Below are 20096 nucleotides of genomic sequence, written 5' to 3'. Positions count from 1 at the left end.
AAAAGAAACAGCCTACAAGAAGGATGAAAAATCAAACACGTTCAGTCATCGTAGGTATCGCTGGTGGTTCGGCATCCGGAAAGACCACCCTCGTTCAGCACCTTGCGCAGGCGCTTGCCGCCGGTCGGCCTCCGCTGCATGCGGAGGTGATCGGCATGGATCGCTACTTCTATCGCGGCGCGCCCGGAGGCCCTACCTTTATCTCCCCCTCCACCGGCGAACGCCTTCCCGATAACAACCATCCAAACTCCGCCGATAACGCGCGGCTCATTGCCGAACTTGAGACACTCTGTGCCTCAGAAAATGCCCCTGATGTCATTCTCGTGGAAGGCCTCATGGCACTTTATGTCCCCGAACTCCGAGAGCGATTCGATCTTCGCCTTTTTGTGGAGCTCGATGCCGATCTTCGGGCTCTTCGACGCCTTCTTCGAGATATGCAGGGTGGGCGTGGAAGCACCGACCCCCACTGGATCGCCACCTACTATCGAGAGTGTGCTCGCGTGGGGCATGCAGCCTACGTAGAACCCTCCCGCGTCCACGCCGACCTCAGTGTAAGAGGTGATGCCGATTTTCAACGCATCGCTCCCTATCTCGCCGCTATCATTCGTGAACTTTGGAGCACTCGAAGGAGCCCGCATGAATAACGACCTCGCTATCGCTCAATCCGTTACCCCACGCCCCATTACCGAGGTGGCAGCCGCTTTAGGTCTCACTCTCAACGACCTTGAACTTTACGGCACTTATAAAGCCAAAATTGGATACTCTGCGATTGAACGGCATTTGAACGATCCCGTCGGCTCGGAAGGCAAAATTGTGCTGATGACCGCCATCACCCCTACTACCGCCGGAGAGGGCAAAACCACCGTGACGGTGGGTTTAGGCCAGGCCCTTTGCCGACTGGGAAAACGTGCCATTGTCACCATTCGCGAGCCCTCTATGGGACCAGTTTTTGGCTTGAAAGGAGGTGCTGCCGGGGGTGGTTATGCCCAAGTCATCCCCATGGAGGATATTAACCTTCACTTCACGGGAGACATGCATGCAATCAGCGCCGCGCATAACCTGCTTGCGGCCGCTATAGACAACCATCTACATCATGGTAATCGTCTTAACATAGACCCTCTTACCATCTCCTTCCCCCGCGTTGTGGATATGAACGATAGGGCGTTACGTCACATCGTCGTCGGATTAGGAGGAAAACAAGGAGGCATCCCCCGCGAATCACAGTTTTTTATCACCGTTGCCTCCGAGGTCATGGCTATTTTGTGCCTTAGCAACCATCTTAGCGAGCTGAAAGATCGCTTAGGAAAGATTGTCGTCGGACAGAATCGGGCAGGTGAGCCCATAACGGCCGCCGATCTTAAAGTGCATGGGGCCATGACGGTTCTTCTGCGCGATGCACTTAAGCCCAATTTAGTGCAAACTTTAGAGGGAACACCGGCTTTCGTGCACGGAGGTCCCTTCGGCAACATCGCACACGGCTGTAGTAGCATCATCGCCACCAAACTAGCACGCCGTTTGGGAGAGATCGTTGTTACTGAGGCCGGTTTCGGGGCAGACCTCGGCTTCGAAAAGTACTGTGATATTGTCGCTCCGACCGCCGGTCTACCCCCCGATGCTGTGGTCATCGTAGCGACTATCCGTGCCCTTAAAACGCATGGCGGCGTTCGCAAACAGAAGCTCGACGAGGAGAATCTCGCGGCACTTGAGGCCGGATTGGTCAACCTCGAACGTCATGTAGGTATCGTGCAACAGGTCAAAGTTCCCTTCGTAATCGCCATCAATCGCTTCTCCTCCGATTCAGTCAAAGAGATCGCGCTCGTACAAGACTACGCACAAAGCAAGAACTGGCTCGTCGCCCCCTGCGATGTTTGGGGACAGGGCGGAAAAGGCGGAGAGGAGCTGGCAGCAAAGGTTCTTCAGGCACTAGAGCAACCCGCCCACTTTACCCCCTTCTACACCGAAGAAGGCAGCCTCTTCACCAAGATGGAGACCATCGCGAAACGGGTTTATGGGGCTAACGGTATCGCTCTGGAACCGGCCGCTTCGACGCAACTACGCTGGCTTGAGAAAAACGGGTTCGGTCGTCTCCGAGTCTGCATGGCAAAAACACAATACTCCTTTAGCGATGACCCAAAGGCCGGAGGCGCACCAACCAACTTCATCCTCCATATTCGGGAGTTGCGCCTTTCCGCAGGGGCTGGTTTCGTTGTCGCTCTTGCCGGCGACATCATGACCATGCCAGGCCTTCCCGAAGTTCCCGCCGCCGAAAACATAGATATAGACGATACCGGGCGCATCGTCGGGCTTTTCTAGTTGAGCATAGCCTCAAAAGCCGTCTCTCCTCGCGATGGAGAAGCAACCATAGGCTACAGTTGCCTATTTAGATACTAGTTGCGATCTTAGATCGCCAAGTATCACAAAACATATGTCTGAGCGTATTATAGGGTACAATCACTAAAGTGAACCGGCAATTTTTCGTAGACCAGCGATACAACACCTAAAAGGAGGCTCCTCACGCAATGCGTTATCCGATAGGGTTTATGATGGCGCAAGCGCGTCATCGTGCAAAAATGGAAAAGGCGGGCATAACCCGCTATCCTACAGTGCTCATGCTTGAGCCCCTCTATACCTGCAATTTGGCCTGTATCGGCTGTTCTGTAGAGCGCCATACCGGCAAATTGAAAGATCGTCTCAGCGTGGAAACCTGTCTCAAAGCGGTTGATGACTGCGGCGCCCCGATCGTGAACCTCTGCGGTGGCGAGCCTACCCTCTATCCAGAGCTCAAGGAGCTGATCGAGGGGCTATTTGCGCGCGACAAATACGTTATTCTCTGCACAAACGCCCTTAAACTCGACACAAAGGTGTTTGGAGTTATACCACCAGACCCTCGCCTCTTCATTATGATCCATCTTGATGGGCTTCGAGAAACCCACGACTATGTGTGCAACCGCGCCGGTGTGTTTGACAAAGCCGTCGAGATGATGAAGCGCGCCGCCGAGCTCGGCTACTATGTCTATATCAACACCACCGTGTATAAAGAGACCTCGGTAGAAGAGGTTGAGGCACTCTGCAAACTCGTGGATGAACTGAAAGCTCAGGGCATCCTCGTTTCGCCGGGCTACGAATACGAAAGCGTGGAGCGTGATATCTTTCTTACTCGAGAGCAGATCCACGAAAAGTTTCGACAGATACGCAGCTTCGCCGGCAAATACAAAGTCTGTGCGACCCCCATCTTTCTAGAATTCGCAGCCGGCTTGCGCGAGCTGCCTTGCTCCCCTTGGTCTACCGTCAACTATACCCCCATGGGGTGGAAGTCTCCCTGTTACTTGATCGGCGAACGGTACATCCCAGATTGGGAGACCTTCTGGAACACCACCAACTGGGAGTACTGGGAATCGCGCCTAGACCCGCGCTGCCAAAACTGCAAAATGCACAGCGGTTTTGAGCACAGCGCCGTAACCGAGGCGATGAAAACCCTCAAGGGAAAACTTCAGCTCGCTGCCTGGTCGCTTAAATAAAATCAATGCCTTCGCTGGTTACCGGTGCCACCGGCTTCGTCGGCTTTCACGTGGCCCGTCTCCTTACAGCACGCGGCCAACCTATTCGGGTGCTTACCCGCCCGACGAGTCGTCGCGAGAACCTGTGCGCTCTTAACCCGGCGCTCTACGAAGAGGTGTGCGGCGATCTAACCGATATCGCCTCACTTCGCAAAGCAGTAGCCGGTTGCGATGTGGTCTACCACGTGGCAGCGGACTATCGCCTGTGGGCGCGAGACCCGCAACAGCTGTACCGAGCCAACGTAGAGGGCACAAAAAACCTCTTGACCGCAGCTCGTGATGCCGGCGTAAGGCGCGTGGTCTATACGAGCACCGTGGGGGTACTGGGTATCCCTCGCGACGGTTCGCCCGGAAATGAAGACACACCGGTATCTCTGGCCGATATGATCGGCCACTACAAACGCTCGAAATTCTTGGCCGAGGAGGTCGCCCGACAATTCGCAGCAGAAGGGCTCGATGTGGTTATCGTGAATCCGAGCACGCCCGTGGGAGAAAACGATATCAAACCGACCCCAACAGGCCGTATTATCGTGGATTTTCTTAACCGGCGTCTGCCCGCTTACGTAGACACCGGTCTCAACCTCGTGGATGTGCGAGACGTGGCAGAAGGCATCCTGCTAGCCGCGGAAAAGGGACGCACCGGTCAACGTTACATCCTCGGCCATCGTAATGTAACTTTGAGGCAGATGTTAGAAATGCTCGCCCAGATATCGGGGCTACCTGCTCCGCGCCTTCGTCTGCCTTATGCCATTGCCTGGTGCGCCGTAGGCCTCGAAAACCTTCTGGTCGCACGTTTATTAAAAAAAGAGCCGACACACCCCTTCGAAGGGGTGAAAATGGCCCGATATAAAATGTACTTCGACTCAACGCGCGCTGTGCGGGAATTGGGAATGCCCCAATCCCCAATCGAAGACGCTCTCGCCCGCGCAGTGGCTTGGTTTCAGGAGAAAGGTTATGCCAAAAAACAAAAACCATAACGTGGCCAGCACACCGTCTGGCCGAACCGTGATCATGGCCAGCGAGGTGGGTTTCTGCTTTGGCGTTAAACGTGCCATCAATCTCACCCGTCAGGCCCTCGATGAACGCAAAGACGTGTTTATTCTCGGTGATCTCGTCCATAACAAACGTGTTACCGATGAACTCGAAAGCAAAGGCCTTCGGAAAGTCGAAGACTACACGCAGAGCCGTGGCGGAACGATGGTCATCCGCGCCCATGGACTGCCTAAAGCGAAAATAGAAGAAGCCAAAATGCAGGGCATCGAAGTGGTAGATGCCACCTGCCCCATCGTCTTGCGCGCACAAGAGGCCGCCCAAATCCTGGAGCGAGATGGCTATCAGGTGGTGATCATCGGAGATAAAAATCATGCAGAGATCAAAGGCATCCTTGGCTCACTTGAAAACCCAGCCCTCGTGATCGATAGCGTTGAGGAACTCCATGAAGCCAAGAAAAACTTCAAGCTCCTGCGCAAAGTCGGTGTGATCTTTCAAACGACTCACGCGCTTGAACTGTGCCACAAAATCATCAACGAGATGTTGATGATGTGTAAGGAGATACGCATCATCAACACGATCTGCCGTCCCGTACAAAATCGGCAGGATGACGCCATCGAGTTGGCTCAAAAAGTAGATCTGATGATCGTGGTCGGCTCTCGCACCAGTGCAAATACCATGGAGCTTGCCGCGCTATGCAGACACTATAACCCCAATACCATCCATGTTCAAAACGCCGAAGAGCTGCCCATCGAGGCGTTAGCCGACTGTAAAACCATCGGCATCGCGTCCGGCCTCTCCACTCCGGAAGACCTCGTCGAGGCCGTGCGCCAAAAGGTGCTTTCCTGTGATATCGCACCACCGTCGGAAGAGCCGGTGGCGCAGTCATCTTGATATGTGAGAGAGCACAGCTGCGAATCGGAGTGCTCTTTGCGCTGCCTCAAGAAAGAAAGCCCTTCCGGCCGATAGAGGCAGCGCAACAAAATCTTATCGTTCACTGCTCCGGCGCCGGGAGAGAAAATGCAGCACGGGGCGCGCAGCAGCTTCTTGCACAAGGCGCTCAGTATCTTATCGTCTGCGGATTCGGCGGTGGCCTGGTAGAGGAGGTTATGCCAGGCACCTTGTTGTTGGCAGACCAAGTGCTTGACGGGGCGGCATCGTCACCGCAAGTCTATAAGCCCAATGTCGAACTGTTTTGGCAAGCACAACAGGTTGCGCCGCCGCAGGTCTGCCTGCAGATAGGCCCGCTGGCAACGGTAAATCGCGTTCTGCTAAACTCAGCGGAAAAAAGCGCCTTTTTGCAGAAGCTCTCAGCAATCTATCCAGAAAAACCCTTGGGAATCGATATGGAAAGCTTCGGCGCAGCACAAGTTGCCGCTGCACACAACTGCCCTTGGATTGTTGTACGCGCCATTACGGATGGCCATCGGGATAGCATGCCTTTTGATTTTAATGTGCTCACCGATACACAAGGTCGTATTCGTCCTTTTCCTCTCCTGCTTGCCGTCTTAAAACAGCCTCAAAACCTGCCAGAGCTCTTGCTATTGGGCAAAAGAGCTGCCAACGCAGCGAAGATGCTCGCGCTGTACCTTCAAAATCTCGTTGCCGTGCTGCAGGAGCCTCTCCCATGATCGGCCGCAAATCCCTTTTTATCCTAGTCGCGCTCATCGCGTACGGCATATCTTTATGCCGTGCACAGGAAACGCCCACCTCTCTCACCATCTCTCAGGCCATCCAAATCGCGCTGCAACAGAGCCCCCAAGCACAAGCAGCTCGCTACGAACTGGCTTCGGCGGAGGCCGCAGCGGAACCCGACCGCCCCGTGGCGCGCCCCTCCATCACCGCGACCGCCTCCGGCACCGAGCAGGGCCAAGAGGTGCGGCTTCCCGGCATCTCAGCTCCTCCGACTCTTCCAGAACAGTTCGGCCAAATAAAACTGGAGTTCGAACAGCCTCTCTATCGCGCAGGGCTTGGCGCTGCAAAAAACCGCTATCAGGCCGAACGCGCCATCGCCTATCAAAACTATCGGAAAGAGCTGGCCGACATCGCCCTTTCCGTTTCAAAAGCCTGTGTAGATCTATTACGCGCTCAGGCCGGCCTCAAGGCGGCAGAGGAGGGTGTCGCATTCGCAAAAGAGTACGCTGCTCTCGTGGAACGGCAAATTACCGCTGGGTTCGGTAAGCCGGTGGATCGCGCCCTCGCGCAGTCTCAAACAGCCGAGGCTGAGCTTGGCCTGGCAAAAGCACAAGGCGCCTACCATTTGGCAAAAATGAACCTCAATCGGCTCCTAGGACGTCCCCTAGAGGCCTCCATTCAGATCGTGCCTCCTGCCTCGTTACCGGAGCCGCCCTCTTCCCCCGAAGAGGCCATCGCCACAGCGCAAACGCAACGCCCCGACTTGCTTCTTCTTGACCTTCAACTACAGGCCGCCAAAGCAGGACTTTCTCTTGCACGCCTTGCAACGCAACCCACACTCAGCTTTCATGCCGAACTTGCAGAGCAAACGCGTACGGCCCTCGTTCCGCAACACTATGCGGCCGCTACCATCGAGCTTGATTGGCAACTGTTGGATAAAGGGGAGCGTAAAGCAAATAGGGCACAGGCCGAAAATGCCGTGGAACGCCTTGTGGCGCTTCGCCAAGATGCCTTGTCCGGTATTGTCCTTGATGTGACACAGGCCTGGCAGCAGATGGAAGAGGCAAAAGCACAACTAGCCCTTGCCCAAGTTCAGTTGGAAAGCAGCAAGGCGAGCTTAGCCGTGGCAGAGAAAGCCTACGAGGTTGGACAAGGCACGGCACTCGACATAAAAAACGCCTACCACGACTATACAACGTCGCAACAGAGTGAACTTCAAGCTGAGTACGATCTGATCGCTGCCGAGTTCGCTTTTCGGCACGCTCAGGGAACTATCGTTCCTCAACAGAATCCCAAATAGAAGACATGAAAAGCTCCGTCAACCGCCGCCGATTTATTATGTTCATCGCACTTATAGCTCTCCTGGCTGTAGTGCTCATAGCGATGAGTAGAGAGCGAGGCGAAGAGCATCGGCCTTGGAGGGAAGAAAGCGGCGAGAAGGTTTCTCTCACTTCTCCCTCTTCTGCCCCGACCTCTCTAACCTCATCCACTATTAGCAAAAGCTCTAATCAACCTTCAGCGCCAAAGCAAGAGCCGCTGCAACTGCTCGGACTTGTTCAGACCTCCGACCGAGCCGTCCTCTCCATCTCGCAGCCCACCAAAGCGCTTACGGTTCTTGTGCACAATGGCGATCGTGTTACTGCAGGCCAAACCCTTGTTGTTCTTGACGATACGCAAACACGCGCCCAATGGGATCAGGCCGAAGCAGGCTATCGCGCCGCGCAAGCTCAACTTCGCAAGGCTATCGTAGGCGCTGAAGCCCAACGACTTAAAGCTGATAGCGATCTGCAAACGGCTAAAGCGGCCCTCCAACAAGCTCAACAAAAGGAGCAGCAGGCCCAAACGGCCCTTCGCGCGGCTGAAGCTGCCAACAACGCCGATGCTGTTGCTGCGGCTGCCAATGTGCAAAAAGCGAAGATCGAGCTCGATCAAGCTCAAAAAAACCTCTGGTCTCTACAACAGCTTGCCTCCGTCGGAGGGGTTTCGCAACTGCAACTCCAGGGAGCACAAGCCCAGGTCGAGACCGCTGAGGCCGATCTCAAAGCCGCCAAAGCCCAGCTACAGCAGACTAGCACAGCGCCCGGCGGATCTCTACCCTATCGGGTTGCCCTTGCCCAGCAAGACCTCGATCAGGCGAAAGCCGGCGTTCAACAAGCACAGCAAGCGGTTCAAACTGCGGTCACAGCACGCCAGCACGTCCTCGCAATCGCCCAACACGATGTCGCCGCCGCTCGTGATGCCGTGCAGCAAGCCCATGCCGCTCTCGTCGCTGCAAAATCCGTCTATCGGGCGAACCAACTCATCAGCCCGATCGAGGGCATTGTTACCGACCTCGCGGTTCATACCGGCGATATCGTACAGCCGGGCTTGCCGCTTCTTGCCGTGGTCTCCACAAACCATCCCTATGTAGAGGCCCTAGCGCTGGCACGTCAACTTCCTTTGCTACATATTGGCCAAGCCGCAAAGGTGTTCTTAGATAGCCACCCGGGTGCTGCCTACACAGCCGAACTCACCTACATATCGCCGGTAGCCGAGCCCGATGGCCGGTCGTTCCGTGTGCACTTCGCCTTTCTCCACCTTCCAGCGGGGTTGCGGATCGGCCAGAGCGCCCGCATTCTGGTGATGCTCCCGTAGGCCGCCATGTGGATTACCCGCCTTGCCATATCACGCCCCCTACTTGTGTGGATGATACTCCTCGCTATAACGGTGCTCGGTATTCTTGCCTATTTTCATCTTCCGGTAGACCTTAATCCGCGTGTAACCATACCAACCATTACCATTACAACGGTCTATCCAGGGGCAGCGCCCTCTGAGGTAGAAACGGAGGTCACTAAGCCACTCGAAGATGCGGTGGGTTCCGTCGCTGGTCTCAAAAACGTCTACTCTAGCTCGCAACCAGACGTCTCCATTATCAGCATGGACTTTGTTGCGGGAACCGATGTGGCGCGGGCTTTGGCCGCAGTTCGCCAGCACCTACAATCCGTTCATCTACCGGCAGGGGCACAAACGCCTCAAGTCTCTCCTCTCGACATCAATGCGCAGCCAGTGCTCTATCTTGGCATAGAAAGCCCCTCGCTGAACTCGCTTCGTCTGCGCCAACTGGCCGACGATGTGATCGCTCCACGCTTGCGCCGAGAACCGGGGGTCGGCGCTGTCGAGGTGTATGGCGGAAGAACACGCGAGATAGACATTCGAGTAGACCCTCTGCGGCTGCAGGAGAACCATCTTACCCTCGCCGACGTTATTAACAGCTTACAGATGGGCGGCCACAATGTGCCAGCAGGCTCCATTACGCAAGGACAACAGCAGATCGAGGTGCGCTTCGCCAGCGCCTATACCTCTCTGCAGGCATTACGCAACACCGTGCTCCTGCCATCCACTTCGCCTCAACCTCTTTCCTCTTCTCCACCAACAACGCCTTCGCTGCCTTCACCACCGCTTACCCTGGCCGATGTGGCCGATGTTTCAGAGGGATATGCACCTCAATCGGTTATAACGCGCATCAATGGCCATAAGGGGGTGAGCCTTGTAGTGGTAAAAGCAGCAGATGCCAGCGCCGTAACCGTGGTGGAAGAGCTGCAAAACGCTCTTGCACAACTCCATTCAACCCTTCCGCCGGATGTTCACATCATCACGTTACAAAATACGGCTACCATCGTTCGTGAAGCGTTACAAGATGTGGATTTTAGCCTCCTTTTAGGGGCTTTTCTGGCGATGGGCGTGGTCTTGCTGTTCCTCCATAACCTGCGCGGCACTCTCATTGTCTCGCTGGCCATTCCTACCTGCATTATCGCTACCTTCTTAGTCATGTACCTAGTGGGGTTCACTCTCAACCAGATGACCCTTTTAGCGCTGTCGCTTTCCGTGGGTATTTTGGTGGACGATTCGATTGTGGTTCTTGAATCGATCACGCGACACCTTAACCGAGGCGAAACACCGATTAAAGCAGCCTACCGTGGTCGAGCCGAGATCGGTTTTGCAAGTCTCGCTATAACGCTGACCGACGTTGTTGTTTTCGTGCCCATTGCCTTTACCGGCGGCATCGTGGGCAGCTTCTTTAAGCAGTTTGGTCTGAGCATCGTTTTTGCCACTCTTTTTTCTCTGCTCGTCTCTTTCACTCTAACGCCCATGTTGGCCTCCACATGGTATCGCGCAGGAGAGACGATTGCAGCGCGTAGGGGCATCTATCGTATCTTAGAGCGCATCTATGTAAAGCTTGAGGATAGGTACCGCCAGCTTCTTGGGGTGGCGATGCGCCGCCGATGGACGGTGCTGATAGCAGGCGGGGTTATTCTTGTAGCCATGGCTTGGCTGGCTCTACCTCATCTCGGCTTTGAGTTTTTGCCAGGAATCGATCAAGGTCAAATAAGCGTCACCATCGAAATGCCTCCAGGCAGCAGCCTTAATGCGACCGATCAGCTAGCCGTACAGGTCGAGCGCACCATCGCCACCTTGCCCGAAACAGCCCAAATGGCCACCACGGTGGGGCAGATATTGGGTGGCTTTGGCTCCATACCGCAACAAGGGCCGCAGTTTGCCCAGGTCAATGTGCAGCTCAAACCGCGTGCAAACGTCTTCGCACGCTGGCTTCATCTGCGTCCGTCGCACACCCGTCTTAAAACCGATAGCGAAGTCGCCCAAGAGCTTCAGGCCTCTCTTGCTCCCCTAGCCCAGAGAAGTGGTGCCCGCATTGTGGCCACTGCCGTTCGCTCGGTGGTGGGGGTTACGCAACCGATAGATATCCAGCTGAGAGGAGCGGATATACAACAGCTGGCTCGGTTTGCGGCTGCGATTCGCGATCGTCTTACCCATATTCCCGGCGTGCTCAACCCAGACGTTTCCGTGCGTACCGGAAAACCAGAGGTCACCGCGGCCATCGTACCGTTTCGCGCGGCCTCCTTCAACCTTCCTCCTCTTCAGGCCGGCACCATTCTCCATGAGGCTATTGCAGGTGCCTCACCCGCCGTCTATCGAGACGGTGATAAAGACATTCCGCTGCGGGTACATCTTGCCGGCCTCGATCACAGCGATCTGCAACAGATTGGTAACATCGTCATCGGCTACGATTCGTTCGGACAGCCCATCCTGCTTGCGGATGTGGCCGATCTCTCGCTGCATAGCAGCCCCACCAGCATCGACCGGCAGAACGGCGAACGGATGGTTGCCGTAACCGCAGATCTCGCGCCCGATGCGCCGCTAGGGAATATCCAACAGAGAATACAGCGCCAAATCTTGAACAAGCTGCCTCATCCCGGCATCAAAGTTCATTGGGGTGGCGATGCAGAGACGCTGAACGAAAATGTCGTCCCCTTTGCCACCTCCGTCGCTGTGGCCGCTCTGCTCGTCTATGTCGTCATGGCGATCCTTTTCAACAACCCAGGAACCCCCTTCGTCATCATGTTCACATTGCCGATGGCGCTTGCCGGCGCCCTAGGGGCTCTGGTACTTACCGGGGAGACCCTGTCGTTAGTTGCCGCGATCGGGGTCATTATGTTGTTGGGATTGATGGGCAGAAACGCAATTCTACTACTCGACTACACCAACACGCTGCGCGCTCGCGGCGAGCCGCGCGACCTCGCCATTCAAGAGGCGGGTGCAACCCGTCTCCGTCCCATCCTTATGACAACGATCGCCACGATTCTGGGCATGTTGCCCATCGCGCTTCGTATCGGACAGGCTTCCGAAATTAGAGCTCCTATGGCGATTGTGGTTATTGGCGGCCTACTGGTCTCCACGCTGCTAACGTTGGTGGCAATACCGGTTATCTACACGCTGTTCGACGATCTCGTTCTGTGGCTACGCCAACGCCTCGATTATCCGGCGCGCCCGTCACAAAACCAAAACACAGAAAAACGAGCCTCTCAGCGCGTGGGCGAACGATGAAAATGAACCAGCTTCCAAGCCCCATTTTGCTTTACAAAAACCCTGGTTTCGTTGTAGCTCTTCCAGTGGGGCATCCCATCTTGCTCAAAGGTCTGTAGGCGCGTATAGGTTACGATGCCACAGTCTCCGTAGATCTGCACGCGGGGAGAGAGCATGTCAAAGCGGAGCGGGGCGCTCCCCAGCCTCTTTGCCATGGATCGAATAAGGTCGAGGTGAAACTCTAAGCCATCTATCCGGTACGCACAGACATCTTCAAAACAGGAAAGCTCTGGAGAGGAGAGAGCGGCATAGGTTTCCGCATCACCCGTGTCAATGGCATGCAGCAAGCGCCATGTGATCTCTAAAAGCTCTCGCTGTGCGGGATCGAAGCGGGCGGCATCTAGCACCTCTTTCTCGAGCGGCATGTTATGTCATATCTCCCGCCACCATACGCCGTACCTGCTCCACGTAGCGCGCGTCGTAGGGGTCTAGTCGGCCGGCGTTGCGATAGTGTCTAAGGGCTTCCCGATCATACCCGAGCCCTGCATAGACATCGCCCAACAGGGCATGATAGGAGGCGTTTTCGGGATCCAGCTTGATGGCACGACGCAAGGCATCTGCCGCCTCGTGAAGATAGCGAAAGCGCAAACAGAGAACGCCAAGACGCACATTGTAGTAGGCATCGCGCGGAGCAAAGTGAGTGGCCTTTTGTAACGAAGCGATAGCCTCCTCAATGCGTCCGGCGCGTACATAGAGGTTGCCTAAGGAAAAGTGGTAGTAGCTCTCTTCAGGCTTCAGGTCGCGTGCGCGTTCCAGCTCCACAATCGCCTCTTCGGTGAGCCCGATGCCCGCATAGCATTCACTCAATCGAAAGCGATAGTGGGCGTTGTCGGGAGCGAACTCAACGGCCTTTCGATAGGCCTGTGCGGCGGAGCGAAGAAGGCCTTTGCGACGAAACTGTTCGCCGCGGTTAAAGTGAGCCGCCGCAGAACGCGCGGTGGAGGCTCCTCTCACTCTTTTCCCACCGGTCTTTTCCGTTCCTTGCTTCGCCGCATACGGCTTGTCCAAAGCATCAACTCCCAAAAGCGAATCGAGCTTCATCTCTCTGTCTTCTTAGGACGCTGTACCATTAAACCCGAACGCTGCAGGCCTTGTCAAGCCATGTGATCTAACGGGGTCGGAACGTCGCGGCTCAGAGCGCTCACCCAGCAAGCTGTTGACTATCGTCCAAACATGGTGCAGTAAAACCTATCTGCTTGCCTCTCTGTTTCTGGCCTCTGGTCGCGCTAAGGCCTTTTTAATGTTTTCGTACCACGTATTGAAGTACTCAAATGCTACTTTCTGGTCTTTAGTCACAGGGATCGGAACCCACACCACTTTCTGTTGACCGGACGGGGTCACAACGGTCTCTGCTATCGAAAAATGTCCGCCCCTCAGACTTCGAAACCCGCCCACAATAAATCTAGCAAGCAACAGGCGATCTCTGCTGACATGCGGGGCGGGGGGGCAGAGGCATAGAACTTATGCTTTTTGGCAATCAAATAGCGCTTATATTCCTCGTCCCCAACTGCACGCGGTAGTACCATCTCCAATAAACTTGCCATGGTCATCTATGTAAGCCCCAAGTTCAAAACGCCGAGTTACACTGAGATAAGTATGCAATATAAGCCTATTCTCAGGCCGTTCTTACTCTGGTGCTATCTTTTTGAACGCCAAGTGGAAACGCTTTGTCGCCGCAGCCAGATAGGCTTGTCTCTCCGGCCCATTATAGGATCCAGCAGGTGGAGGTTGATGTGTAAAATGCCCCAAGGTAACTCCGATATTGTCTCCAATATAATCAACAAAAGCGCGAGTTTAAACTCGTTGAGGATGGTTGGGCTCTGAGCGACATCCCGTTCGTAAGCGGGAACTAACGAAGTCCACTTAAGCGGCACCGACTGCAAGTAGGCCATGTAGAGGGCAGGGCTGCGCAGCCCTGTTGCAAGAGCCTGTTCAAACAGCGGAGCTGCCTTGTCCAAAAGCCATGTTCAAGCAACACGCCGGCAGGCCGCAAAGAGGCCGGCAGAAAGTCCTTACGATTATATCTACCCAGGGTTTGGCCTGGGATATCGCAGTGGTACCAGTTGACCTCTACTGTCTTGTTGGGTGAGGGTGGGGGCGGTGGCGCTAGAGAAAGTTGGACGGGAGGAAGGTGCTTTGGGTTATCAAGAGGTTGTGCCTGTGCGGCGGGGCCTAGCCATAGCAGAAACGCCAGCCCAACCTAGCAGGCCGCCCTCCATAGGGCAGCGCCGTTCCACCAGATCCATAGCATGAAACTTGTTTCTTGTTTCTAGATAACATCGTTAGCTCCTGTAACAAAATTTCATCACATCCTTTTTGCACGTCGACCGTCTCAACAGAAACATGCACAGGGATCGTACAATTTTGTACGGATCCCACTGCCTCGTTGCGACTAATCTTGTGGTGGACAGCTAATCTGAATAACGTCCACTTTAATCTGACTGGTGGATAATGAGCCCCTGGTGTAGACGCAGACATTAGCTGTGGAACCATATCAGTCCATCCAAAGTTACAGACATAACCGTCATGGTCGTAGTAGTCGGCGGTGCCTTTGAACTCCACTGCTTCGGAGCCGTAGAGCAACATGCTGATCTCGTGGGGCGACATAGTAGGATTTTCGGTTAAGGCCTGAGACACCGCGCTCGTCGTCTGCTATAGTATATTGCCGGAGAGTGTGAGAGCGAGTTTTAACAAGTGTCAGCTGAGGGCACCTTTCCGCCCTCAGCTTTTCTGTGTATGCCCACAAGCAGGTACAATTCTATAATCGTGCTAACGTTTATCAGAAGGAGTGTCTGAGTGAGCACCGAAGCTCATCCGTCAAGCGATTCCGCGTCCAACCACCAACAAGCTCTACGCCGTGATTGGACTCTCTTCCTCGTAAGCACCTTCCTCTTCTCTTTCGGTTTTGCTGTCTATTCGGGAGACTTTCAGAACTTCCTTCGCGACCATCTCGGCGCGAACCCTCTTATGCTGGGGGGACTTGAGTCGCTACGAGAAATCCCCGGACTCTTGGCTGCCCTTATGGCTGGAACCCTCGCTATGCTGCCCGAGACGCGCATCGCCTCTTTAGGCCTCCTTATAATGGGCATTGGCATCGGGTTTTCCGGCACCATCTCCTCCTACTGGCTTCTAGTGGCCATTACCGTTTTTTGGTCTATCGGCTTCCATTCCTACTCTCCCGTTAGCTCCTCCATAGCCCTCGCTTTGGCTGAGGGCAAAGAAGGGGGACGTCATTTGAGTAGGATGACGGCTATACGCAATGCCGCCACTGTGGCAGCTCTCATCGTTGCATGGCTGGTCGCCGTAGTTTCGGCTCAAATGGGCCTGCGTCCGATAGCAGGAAAAACACCCTCTTCCGTTTATCTAATCAGTTTTGCTTTCGCAGGTTCCTGCATCTGCTTAGCAGGGCTTCTCTGCATGCGCATTTCGCATCGTGGCTCCACGAAGGGTTCACGCGCCCGTCTCCTTATTCGCCGAAAATACTCTCTCTACTACTTACTCTCCTTCCTTGACGGCTGCCGAAGACAGATTTTTAGCATCTTTGCATCTTTCGCCCTCGTCCTCGTCTATAAAGTACCGCTTGAAAATATGCTCTTCATTCAGTTCATCAATGCTGTTCTCATCATCCTCCTTGCCCCCCTCATCGGCAGAGAGATAGATAAACGAGGAGAGCGTGGCCCGCTAACCTTCTATAGCATTGGGCTTATTGTCGTCTTCCTAGGCTACGCTACCATACGTACCGTTAATGCCCTTGTGGCTCTTTTTCTCATTGACAATGTGCTTTTTAGCTTCGGGGTCGGCTTCACCACCTATCTCAATCGTATCGCCGAACCAAACGAGATCACACCCTGCCTCTCGATGGGAGTGACGATGAACCACATCGCCGCCGTTACTGTTCCGGTTGGAGGTGCTTGGCTTTGGACACACTATCACAACTACCAACTGCCGTTTTGGGTGGGTGTGGTCATCGCCACGATCTCGCTGGGGGCCACCCTCTGGCTTCCAAAAGAGCATAAACCGCAAGTTCCCGCCATCGAGGAGGTTGTACTTCGGGAGGAACCGCTTCTTACCGAAGAGCTAGAACCCGAAGGATGAGGCGCTTCGACAAGCGCCTATGCTATACTTTTGATATGCAGAACGAACCATCTCCCCTGGTTGGCATCATCATGGGGTCACAGTCCGATTGGGAAACGATGCGCCACGCGGCCGAAACGCTGTCGCAGCTTAACATTCCTTACGAAGTGCGTGTTGTATCCGCTCATAGAACTCCCGACCTACTTTTCGAATATGCTGCTAGCGCCGAAGCAAGGGGCCTTAAAGTCCTCATTGCCGGTGCTGGCGGGGCGGCCCATCTTCCCGGAATGACAGCAGCAAAAACCCTTCTACCGGTACTGGGGGTACCGGTACAATCTCGAGCGCTCCAAGGTCTCGACTCCCTGCTCTCCATCGTCCAAATGCCGGCAGGTGTACCGGTGGGTACACTGGCCATCGGCGCGGCGGGGGCGGTTAATGCGGCCCTGCTTGCCGCTGCGATTCTGGGCACCCAAATGTCCAGCGTCCGCGAGGCCCTCCGTCACTTTCGCGAAGAGCAAACCCAAAAAGTGCTCTCCCATCCCGATCCACGAGAGGGTGTCTCATGAAAATCGGTATTATGGGTGCCGGGCAACTCGGCCGCATGCTTGGTTTGGCCGGAATTCCTCTTGGGCTTACCTTCCGTTTTCTCGATCCTTCTCCCAACGCCCCTGCCTCCGCTGTAGGCGAGCAGATCGTGGGAGAGTACGACGATCCACACGTCTTGGAGCGATTTGCGGATGATCTTTCCCTTATTACCTACGAATTCGAAAATGTCCCCATGGAGAGCGCCTGTCGTCTACAAGCTCTAGGCAAGCTCGTGCTGCCCCCCCCAATCGCGCTTGAAACCGCCCAAGATCGCCTGATAGAGAAACAGTTTTTTCGATCGCAAGGCATTCCTACTCCGCCTTTTCGCCCCGTGACAAGCTACGAAGAGCTACGAGAAGCGGTTCGCACTGTGGGGCTACCGGCCGTGCTAAAAACGCGTCGTTTTGGCTACGACGGCAAGGGACAAGTCGTTCTACAGACGGAAGCCGAGCTTGTCCCGGCCTGGGAAGCCCTTGAAGGCAGTCCCTTGATCTTAGAAGGCTATATCCCCTTTCAACGAGAGCTATCTCTTATCGCGGTGCGCGGACTGCAAGGAGAGCTGGCCTTCTATCCTCTGGTCGAGAATCATCACCGTGAGGGAATCCTACGTCTTACGCTCGCTCCTGCACCCAATCTGTCGCAAAGCCTTCAGCAAGAGGCGGAAGAGTACGGTAGACGTGTGCTAACTGCGCTAAACTATGTGGGCGTTTTGGCCATCGAGTTTTTCGAAAAGGAGGGACATCTCATCGCCAACGAGATGGCTCCTCGGGTGCACAACTCCGGCCACTGGAGCATTGAAGGGGCAACAACAAGTCAGTTCGAGAATCATCTTCGAGCCATCTTAGGCTATCCTTTAGGAATGACCACACCACGAGGCCACAGCGCTATGATCAACCTGATCGGCTCGTGGCCATCTCCTGAAACTGTACTGGCCTTTGAAGGTGCCCACCTTCATCTCTACGGCAAACCCCCTCGTCCACGACGCAAGGTAGGACATATCACCCTTACTGCCGAAACTATAGAGGGAAGAGACGCTCTTGTCGAGGAGATACGCCAACAGCACATCGTGGACTTTTGAGCGTCATCTCATCCTAGTCTACGCAAAAAAGAGGTGGGTCATCGTGTTTTTTCGCGCCATCCTCATCACCCTACTGCTTTGTACGTTGCTGATGGGAGCCACGCGCCTTTCGGCCCAAGAGGCCACGCCCACCGTAGATGTGCCGCTGGTTCCTCGAGAGTTCCGCGCTGTATGGGTGGCCACAGTAGATAATATAGACTGGCCTTCGCGTCGTGGCCTCTCGGCAGATCAGCAAAAGGCCGAGCTCATTCGCATTCTTGACAAGGCGGTGCAACTCCACCTCAATGCGGTGATCCTTCAAGTGCGTCCCGCTTGCGACGCCTTTTACCGTTCCTCTATCGAGCCTTGGTCTATATACCTCACCGGCCATCAAGGCGAAGACCCCGGCTACGACCCGCTTGCCTTCGCCATCGAGGAGGCACACAAACGAGGGCTGCAACTTCATGCCTGGTTCAACCCCTTTCGCGCCTACCATCCCTCGGCCCACGGCCCACTCGCTCCCAACCACGTGGCGCACACGCATCCCGAATGGGTTCGCCACTATGGTGATATGCTCTGGCTCGATCCAGGAGACCCCAACGCTCGCGCCTACTCTCTATCCGTCATCCTCGATGTCGTACGGCGTTATGATATAGATGGCGTGGCCATAGATGACTACTTCTACCCCTACCCCATTTCGGATAAAAATGGCCATGAGATTCCCTTTCCCGATCAGTCAACCTATCGCCGCTATCGCCAACAAGGAGGAACGTTAGACCTTGCCGACTGGCGGCGCCAGAACATCAATGAGTTTGTGAAACAGCTTTACTTAGGTGTAAAGGCGATAAAACCTTGGGTATTGGTTGGTGTAAGCCCATTCGGCATTTGGCGTCCTGGGTATCCCGAACAGATTCAGGGTTTCGATGCCTACAACGAAATTTATTGCGATTCCCGGCTTTGGCTTCGGAAAGGCTGGCTTGATTACCTTAGTCCCCAGCTCTACTGGCCCATCGAGAAAAAAGCACAAAGCTATCCGGCCCTTCTGAACTGGTGGCTCGCGCAGTGCCAAGGCGATACACCCCGATATGTGTGGCCTAGCCTCTACACAGGTCGTGTGGGCGATGGTGCCTGGCCTGCCAGTGAGATCGTGCACCAGATCGAGATAGCCGCAAACAATCCCACCAGCGATGGCTGCGTGCAGTTTAGCATGAAAACACTTCTCGCCAACAAAAACCTCTCCGACGCCCTGCTAAACGGCCCCTATGCACAACCCGCCCTTGTGCCGAGCTGTCCCTGGCTCGGCGGTTCTCGACCCGACAAGCCCTGTGTGCAGGTCGAAACAGCTTCTGCTGATAATGGGATAACTCTTCAGTGGTACGAAGGCAGCTCTTCGTCGTCGAATCTCATACAAGTGTGGGTGGTGCAAATGCGCCAACAGGCCACATGGCAAACGCGCATTCTACCGGCCGATTGCCACACGCTAACGTTCGCTTCGGATGCCAAACAGTTACCCGATGTTGTGGCGATCTCCGCTGTTAATAACTACAATCTACAGAGCGATCCGGCCGTTGTCCATATCCCCCAAGTGGTAGCCCATAAAAACGATCCCTCTCACGGAACCCGCTAGCGTTTTTCGCGCCGTCTTCTGGAGCGCGGCGAATCAAAGGCAGCGTGGTCGTCCTCCTTAACGATTCGCAGATAGGGAGGGAGCGATTCGATAGCCCGCAGAAACATCTCGCTATCTTCCACAGGTTTGGTCGAAGGGGGCCTTGGTGGCGCTACAGACGGCTTAGGTCGCTCACGAGGCCTTAGCAGCTGAGCCATAACTTCTGGAGCGACTCTCTCGCCCAGCGGCACGTGAAGAGAGGTTTTCTCGTCCGAAGGCCTAATCAAGGGTGCCCTTAAAAGGGCTCCATAGCGCTTCTGCAACTGAGAGAGATGGGCCTCCACAAGCGCTGCATGGGTCCGCCTCCATAAAGGCCACTCCGGCCACGCGATACCAGGCAGGGTAAGGTCGGCTAGAGGAATATAAAACACGCCGGACCTGTAGATGAGATAGGTTGGCTCTTCCTGAAAAAGCGTGCCTAACGGCTCGGCCCCTTGGCGAGAGGTGAATAGAGTGCTACAAGGATAGATGGCAGCATAATAACCGATGCGTTTTACCATCAGCACAGGGCGATACTCTTTGTCACTGAACTCTTTTCCCAAATTACTGTGGAGCGTATAGCACCAGTAGAAATAGCCTACTTGGGGTTCTCCGTTCTCCATCAACACGA

General features: G+C 55.0%; 16 protein-coding genes. 13 read left to right on the top strand and 3 right to left on the bottom strand.

Annotation, left to right across the window (positions count from 1 at the left end):
- Positions 1-23: 23 nt before the first annotated feature.
- The 9 genes from CCALI_RS00320 to CCALI_RS00280 all read left to right on the top strand — a co-directional run bounded on the left by CCALI_RS00320 (position 24) and on the right by CCALI_RS00280 (position 12065).
- The gene (locus CCALI_RS00320; protein ID WP_016481469.1) at positions 24-644 is read left to right on the top strand and encodes a uridine kinase family protein; all 621 of its coding nucleotides are present in this window, start codon (positions 24-26) and stop codon (positions 642-644) included.
- Positions 637-2313, top strand: coding sequence for a formate--tetrahydrofolate ligase (locus CCALI_RS00315; RefSeq protein ID WP_016481468.1), 1677 nt, complete (start codon positions 637-639; stop codon positions 2311-2313). The genes CCALI_RS00320 and CCALI_RS00315 overlap by 8 nt, the downstream gene beginning before the upstream one ends.
- Positions 2314-2519: 206 nt before the next feature.
- Positions 2520-3518, top strand: a complete 999-nt coding sequence (hpnH, locus tag CCALI_RS00310) for an adenosyl-hopene transferase HpnH (RefSeq protein WP_016481467.1) — start codon at positions 2520-2522, stop codon at positions 3516-3518.
- Positions 3519-3523: 5 nt separating this feature from the next.
- Positions 3524-4534 (top strand): hopanoid-associated sugar epimerase, encoded by a 1011-nt coding sequence (gene hpnA, locus CCALI_RS00305; RefSeq protein WP_016481466.1) that lies wholly within the window; start codon positions 3524-3526, stop codon positions 4532-4534.
- The gene (gene ispH / locus CCALI_RS00300) at positions 4512-5441 is read left to right on the top strand and encodes a 4-hydroxy-3-methylbut-2-enyl diphosphate reductase (protein ID WP_016481465.1); all 930 of its coding nucleotides are present in this window, start codon (positions 4512-4514) and stop codon (positions 5439-5441) included. The genes hpnA and ispH overlap by 23 nt, the downstream gene beginning before the upstream one ends.
- Complete coding sequence (locus CCALI_RS00295) at positions 5438-6178, top strand: phosphorylase family protein (RefSeq protein WP_016481464.1); 741 nt, start codon at positions 5438-5440, stop codon at positions 6176-6178. Before ispH ends, CCALI_RS00295 begins: the two co-directional genes overlap by 4 nt.
- Positions 6175-7482 carry a TolC family protein gene (locus CCALI_RS00290; protein ID WP_016481463.1) on the top strand — a complete coding sequence of 436 codons (1308 nt, stop codon included), beginning with the start codon at positions 6175-6177 and terminating at the stop codon, positions 7480-7482. The genes CCALI_RS00295 and CCALI_RS00290 overlap by 4 nt, the downstream gene beginning before the upstream one ends.
- Positions 7483-7487: 5 nt before the next feature.
- Positions 7488-8816, top strand: coding sequence for an efflux RND transporter periplasmic adaptor subunit (locus CCALI_RS00285; RefSeq protein ID WP_016481462.1), 1329 nt, complete (start codon positions 7488-7490; stop codon positions 8814-8816).
- A 6-nt stretch (positions 8817-8822) separates the two neighbouring features.
- Positions 8823-12065, top strand: a complete 3243-nt coding sequence (locus CCALI_RS00280; protein WP_016481461.1) for an efflux RND transporter permease subunit — start codon at positions 8823-8825, stop codon at positions 12063-12065.
- Here CCALI_RS00280 and CCALI_RS00275 read toward each other — a convergent pair.
- Together CCALI_RS00275 and CCALI_RS00270 are read right to left on the bottom strand one after the other, a co-directional pair.
- Complete coding sequence (locus CCALI_RS00275; protein WP_016481460.1) at positions 12044-12469, bottom strand: nuclear transport factor 2 family protein; 426 nt, start codon at positions 12467-12469, stop codon at positions 12044-12046. The genes CCALI_RS00280 and CCALI_RS00275 overlap by 22 nt on opposite strands.
- A gap of 1 nt (position 12470) precedes the next feature.
- Positions 12471-13145, bottom strand: coding sequence for a tetratricopeptide repeat protein (locus tag CCALI_RS00270; protein WP_016481459.1), 675 nt, complete (start codon positions 13143-13145; stop codon positions 12471-12473).
- Positions 13146-14900: 1755 nt separating this feature from the next.
- Between CCALI_RS00270 and CCALI_RS00260 the strand changes: the two genes are divergently transcribed.
- The 4 genes from CCALI_RS00260 to CCALI_RS00245 are packed head-to-tail and all read left to right on the top strand — an operon-like array spanning position 14901 to position 19447.
- A complete protein-coding gene (locus CCALI_RS00260; protein ID WP_016481457.1) occupies positions 14901-16199 on the top strand; it encodes an MFS transporter in 1299 nt (432 codons plus the stop codon).
- The gene (gene purE, locus CCALI_RS00255; protein WP_016481456.1) at positions 16196-16744 is read left to right on the top strand and encodes a 5-(carboxyamino)imidazole ribonucleotide mutase; all 549 of its coding nucleotides are present in this window, start codon (positions 16196-16198) and stop codon (positions 16742-16744) included. The genes CCALI_RS00260 and purE overlap by 4 nt, the downstream gene beginning before the upstream one ends.
- The gene (locus CCALI_RS00250) at positions 16741-17841 is read left to right on the top strand and encodes a 5-(carboxyamino)imidazole ribonucleotide synthase (RefSeq protein ID WP_016481455.1); all 1101 of its coding nucleotides are present in this window, start codon (positions 16741-16743) and stop codon (positions 17839-17841) included. Before purE ends, CCALI_RS00250 begins: the two co-directional genes overlap by 4 nt.
- Positions 17801-19447, top strand: a complete 1647-nt coding sequence (locus CCALI_RS00245) for a glycoside hydrolase family 10-like protein (RefSeq protein WP_197409310.1) — start codon at positions 17801-17803, stop codon at positions 19445-19447. The genes CCALI_RS00250 and CCALI_RS00245 overlap by 41 nt, the downstream gene beginning before the upstream one ends.
- On the opposite strand, the gene CCALI_RS00240 is transcribed toward CCALI_RS00245, so the two are convergent.
- Positions 19444-20088, bottom strand: coding sequence for a hypothetical protein (locus tag CCALI_RS00240; RefSeq protein WP_016481453.1), 645 nt, complete (start codon positions 20086-20088; stop codon positions 19444-19446). The two genes, CCALI_RS00245 and CCALI_RS00240, sit on opposite strands and share 4 nt — an antisense overlap.
- Positions 20089-20096: the final 8 nt, after the last annotated feature.

This window comes from Chthonomonas calidirosea T49 (assembly GCF_000427095.1).
Classification (GTDB): Bacteria; Armatimonadota; Chthonomonadetes; order Chthonomonadales; family Chthonomonadaceae; genus Chthonomonas; species Chthonomonas calidirosea.
The sequence above is the reverse complement of the archived record's forward strand: the minus strand, read 5'-3'. Positions and strand labels throughout refer to the sequence as shown.

What these genes read in the sequence shown, in the direction of transcription:
- CCALI_RS00270 (WP_016481459.1), bottom strand. Translation starts at nt 13,145, where the DNA reads ATGAAGCTCGATTCGCTTTTGGGAGTTGATGCTTTGGACAAGCCGTAT.
- CCALI_RS00280 (WP_016481461.1), top strand. Translation starts at nt 8,823, where the DNA reads ATGTGGATTACCCGCCTTGCCATATCACGCCCCCTACTTGTGTGGATG.
- CCALI_RS00285 (WP_016481462.1), top strand. Translation starts at nt 7,488, where the DNA reads ATGAAAAGCTCCGTCAACCGCCGCCGATTTATTATGTTCATCGCACTT.
- CCALI_RS00250 (WP_016481455.1), top strand. Translation starts at nt 16,741, where the DNA reads ATGAAAATCGGTATTATGGGTGCCGGGCAACTCGGCCGCATGCTTGGT.
- purE (WP_016481456.1), top strand. Translation starts at nt 16,196, where the DNA reads ATGAGGCGCTTCGACAAGCGCCTATGCTATACTTTTGATATGCAGAAC.
- CCALI_RS00240 (WP_016481453.1), bottom strand. Translation starts at nt 20,088, where the DNA reads ATGGAGAACGGAGAACCCCAAGTAGGCTATTTCTACTGGTGCTATACG.
- CCALI_RS00315 (WP_016481468.1), top strand. Translation starts at nt 637, where the DNA reads ATGAATAACGACCTCGCTATCGCTCAATCCGTTACCCCACGCCCCATT.
- ispH (WP_016481465.1), top strand. Translation starts at nt 4,512, where the DNA reads ATGCCAAAAAACAAAAACCATAACGTGGCCAGCACACCGTCTGGCCGA.
- hpnA (WP_016481466.1), top strand. Translation starts at nt 3,524, where the DNA reads ATGCCTTCGCTGGTTACCGGTGCCACCGGCTTCGTCGGCTTTCACGTG.
- CCALI_RS00290 (WP_016481463.1), top strand. Translation starts at nt 6,175, where the DNA reads ATGATCGGCCGCAAATCCCTTTTTATCCTAGTCGCGCTCATCGCGTAC.
- CCALI_RS00275 (WP_016481460.1), bottom strand. Translation starts at nt 12,469, where the DNA reads ATGCCGCTCGAGAAAGAGGTGCTAGATGCCGCCCGCTTCGATCCCGCA.
- hpnH (WP_016481467.1), top strand. Translation starts at nt 2,520, where the DNA reads ATGCGTTATCCGATAGGGTTTATGATGGCGCAAGCGCGTCATCGTGCA.
- CCALI_RS00320 (WP_016481469.1), top strand. Translation starts at nt 24, where the DNA reads ATGAAAAATCAAACACGTTCAGTCATCGTAGGTATCGCTGGTGGTTCG.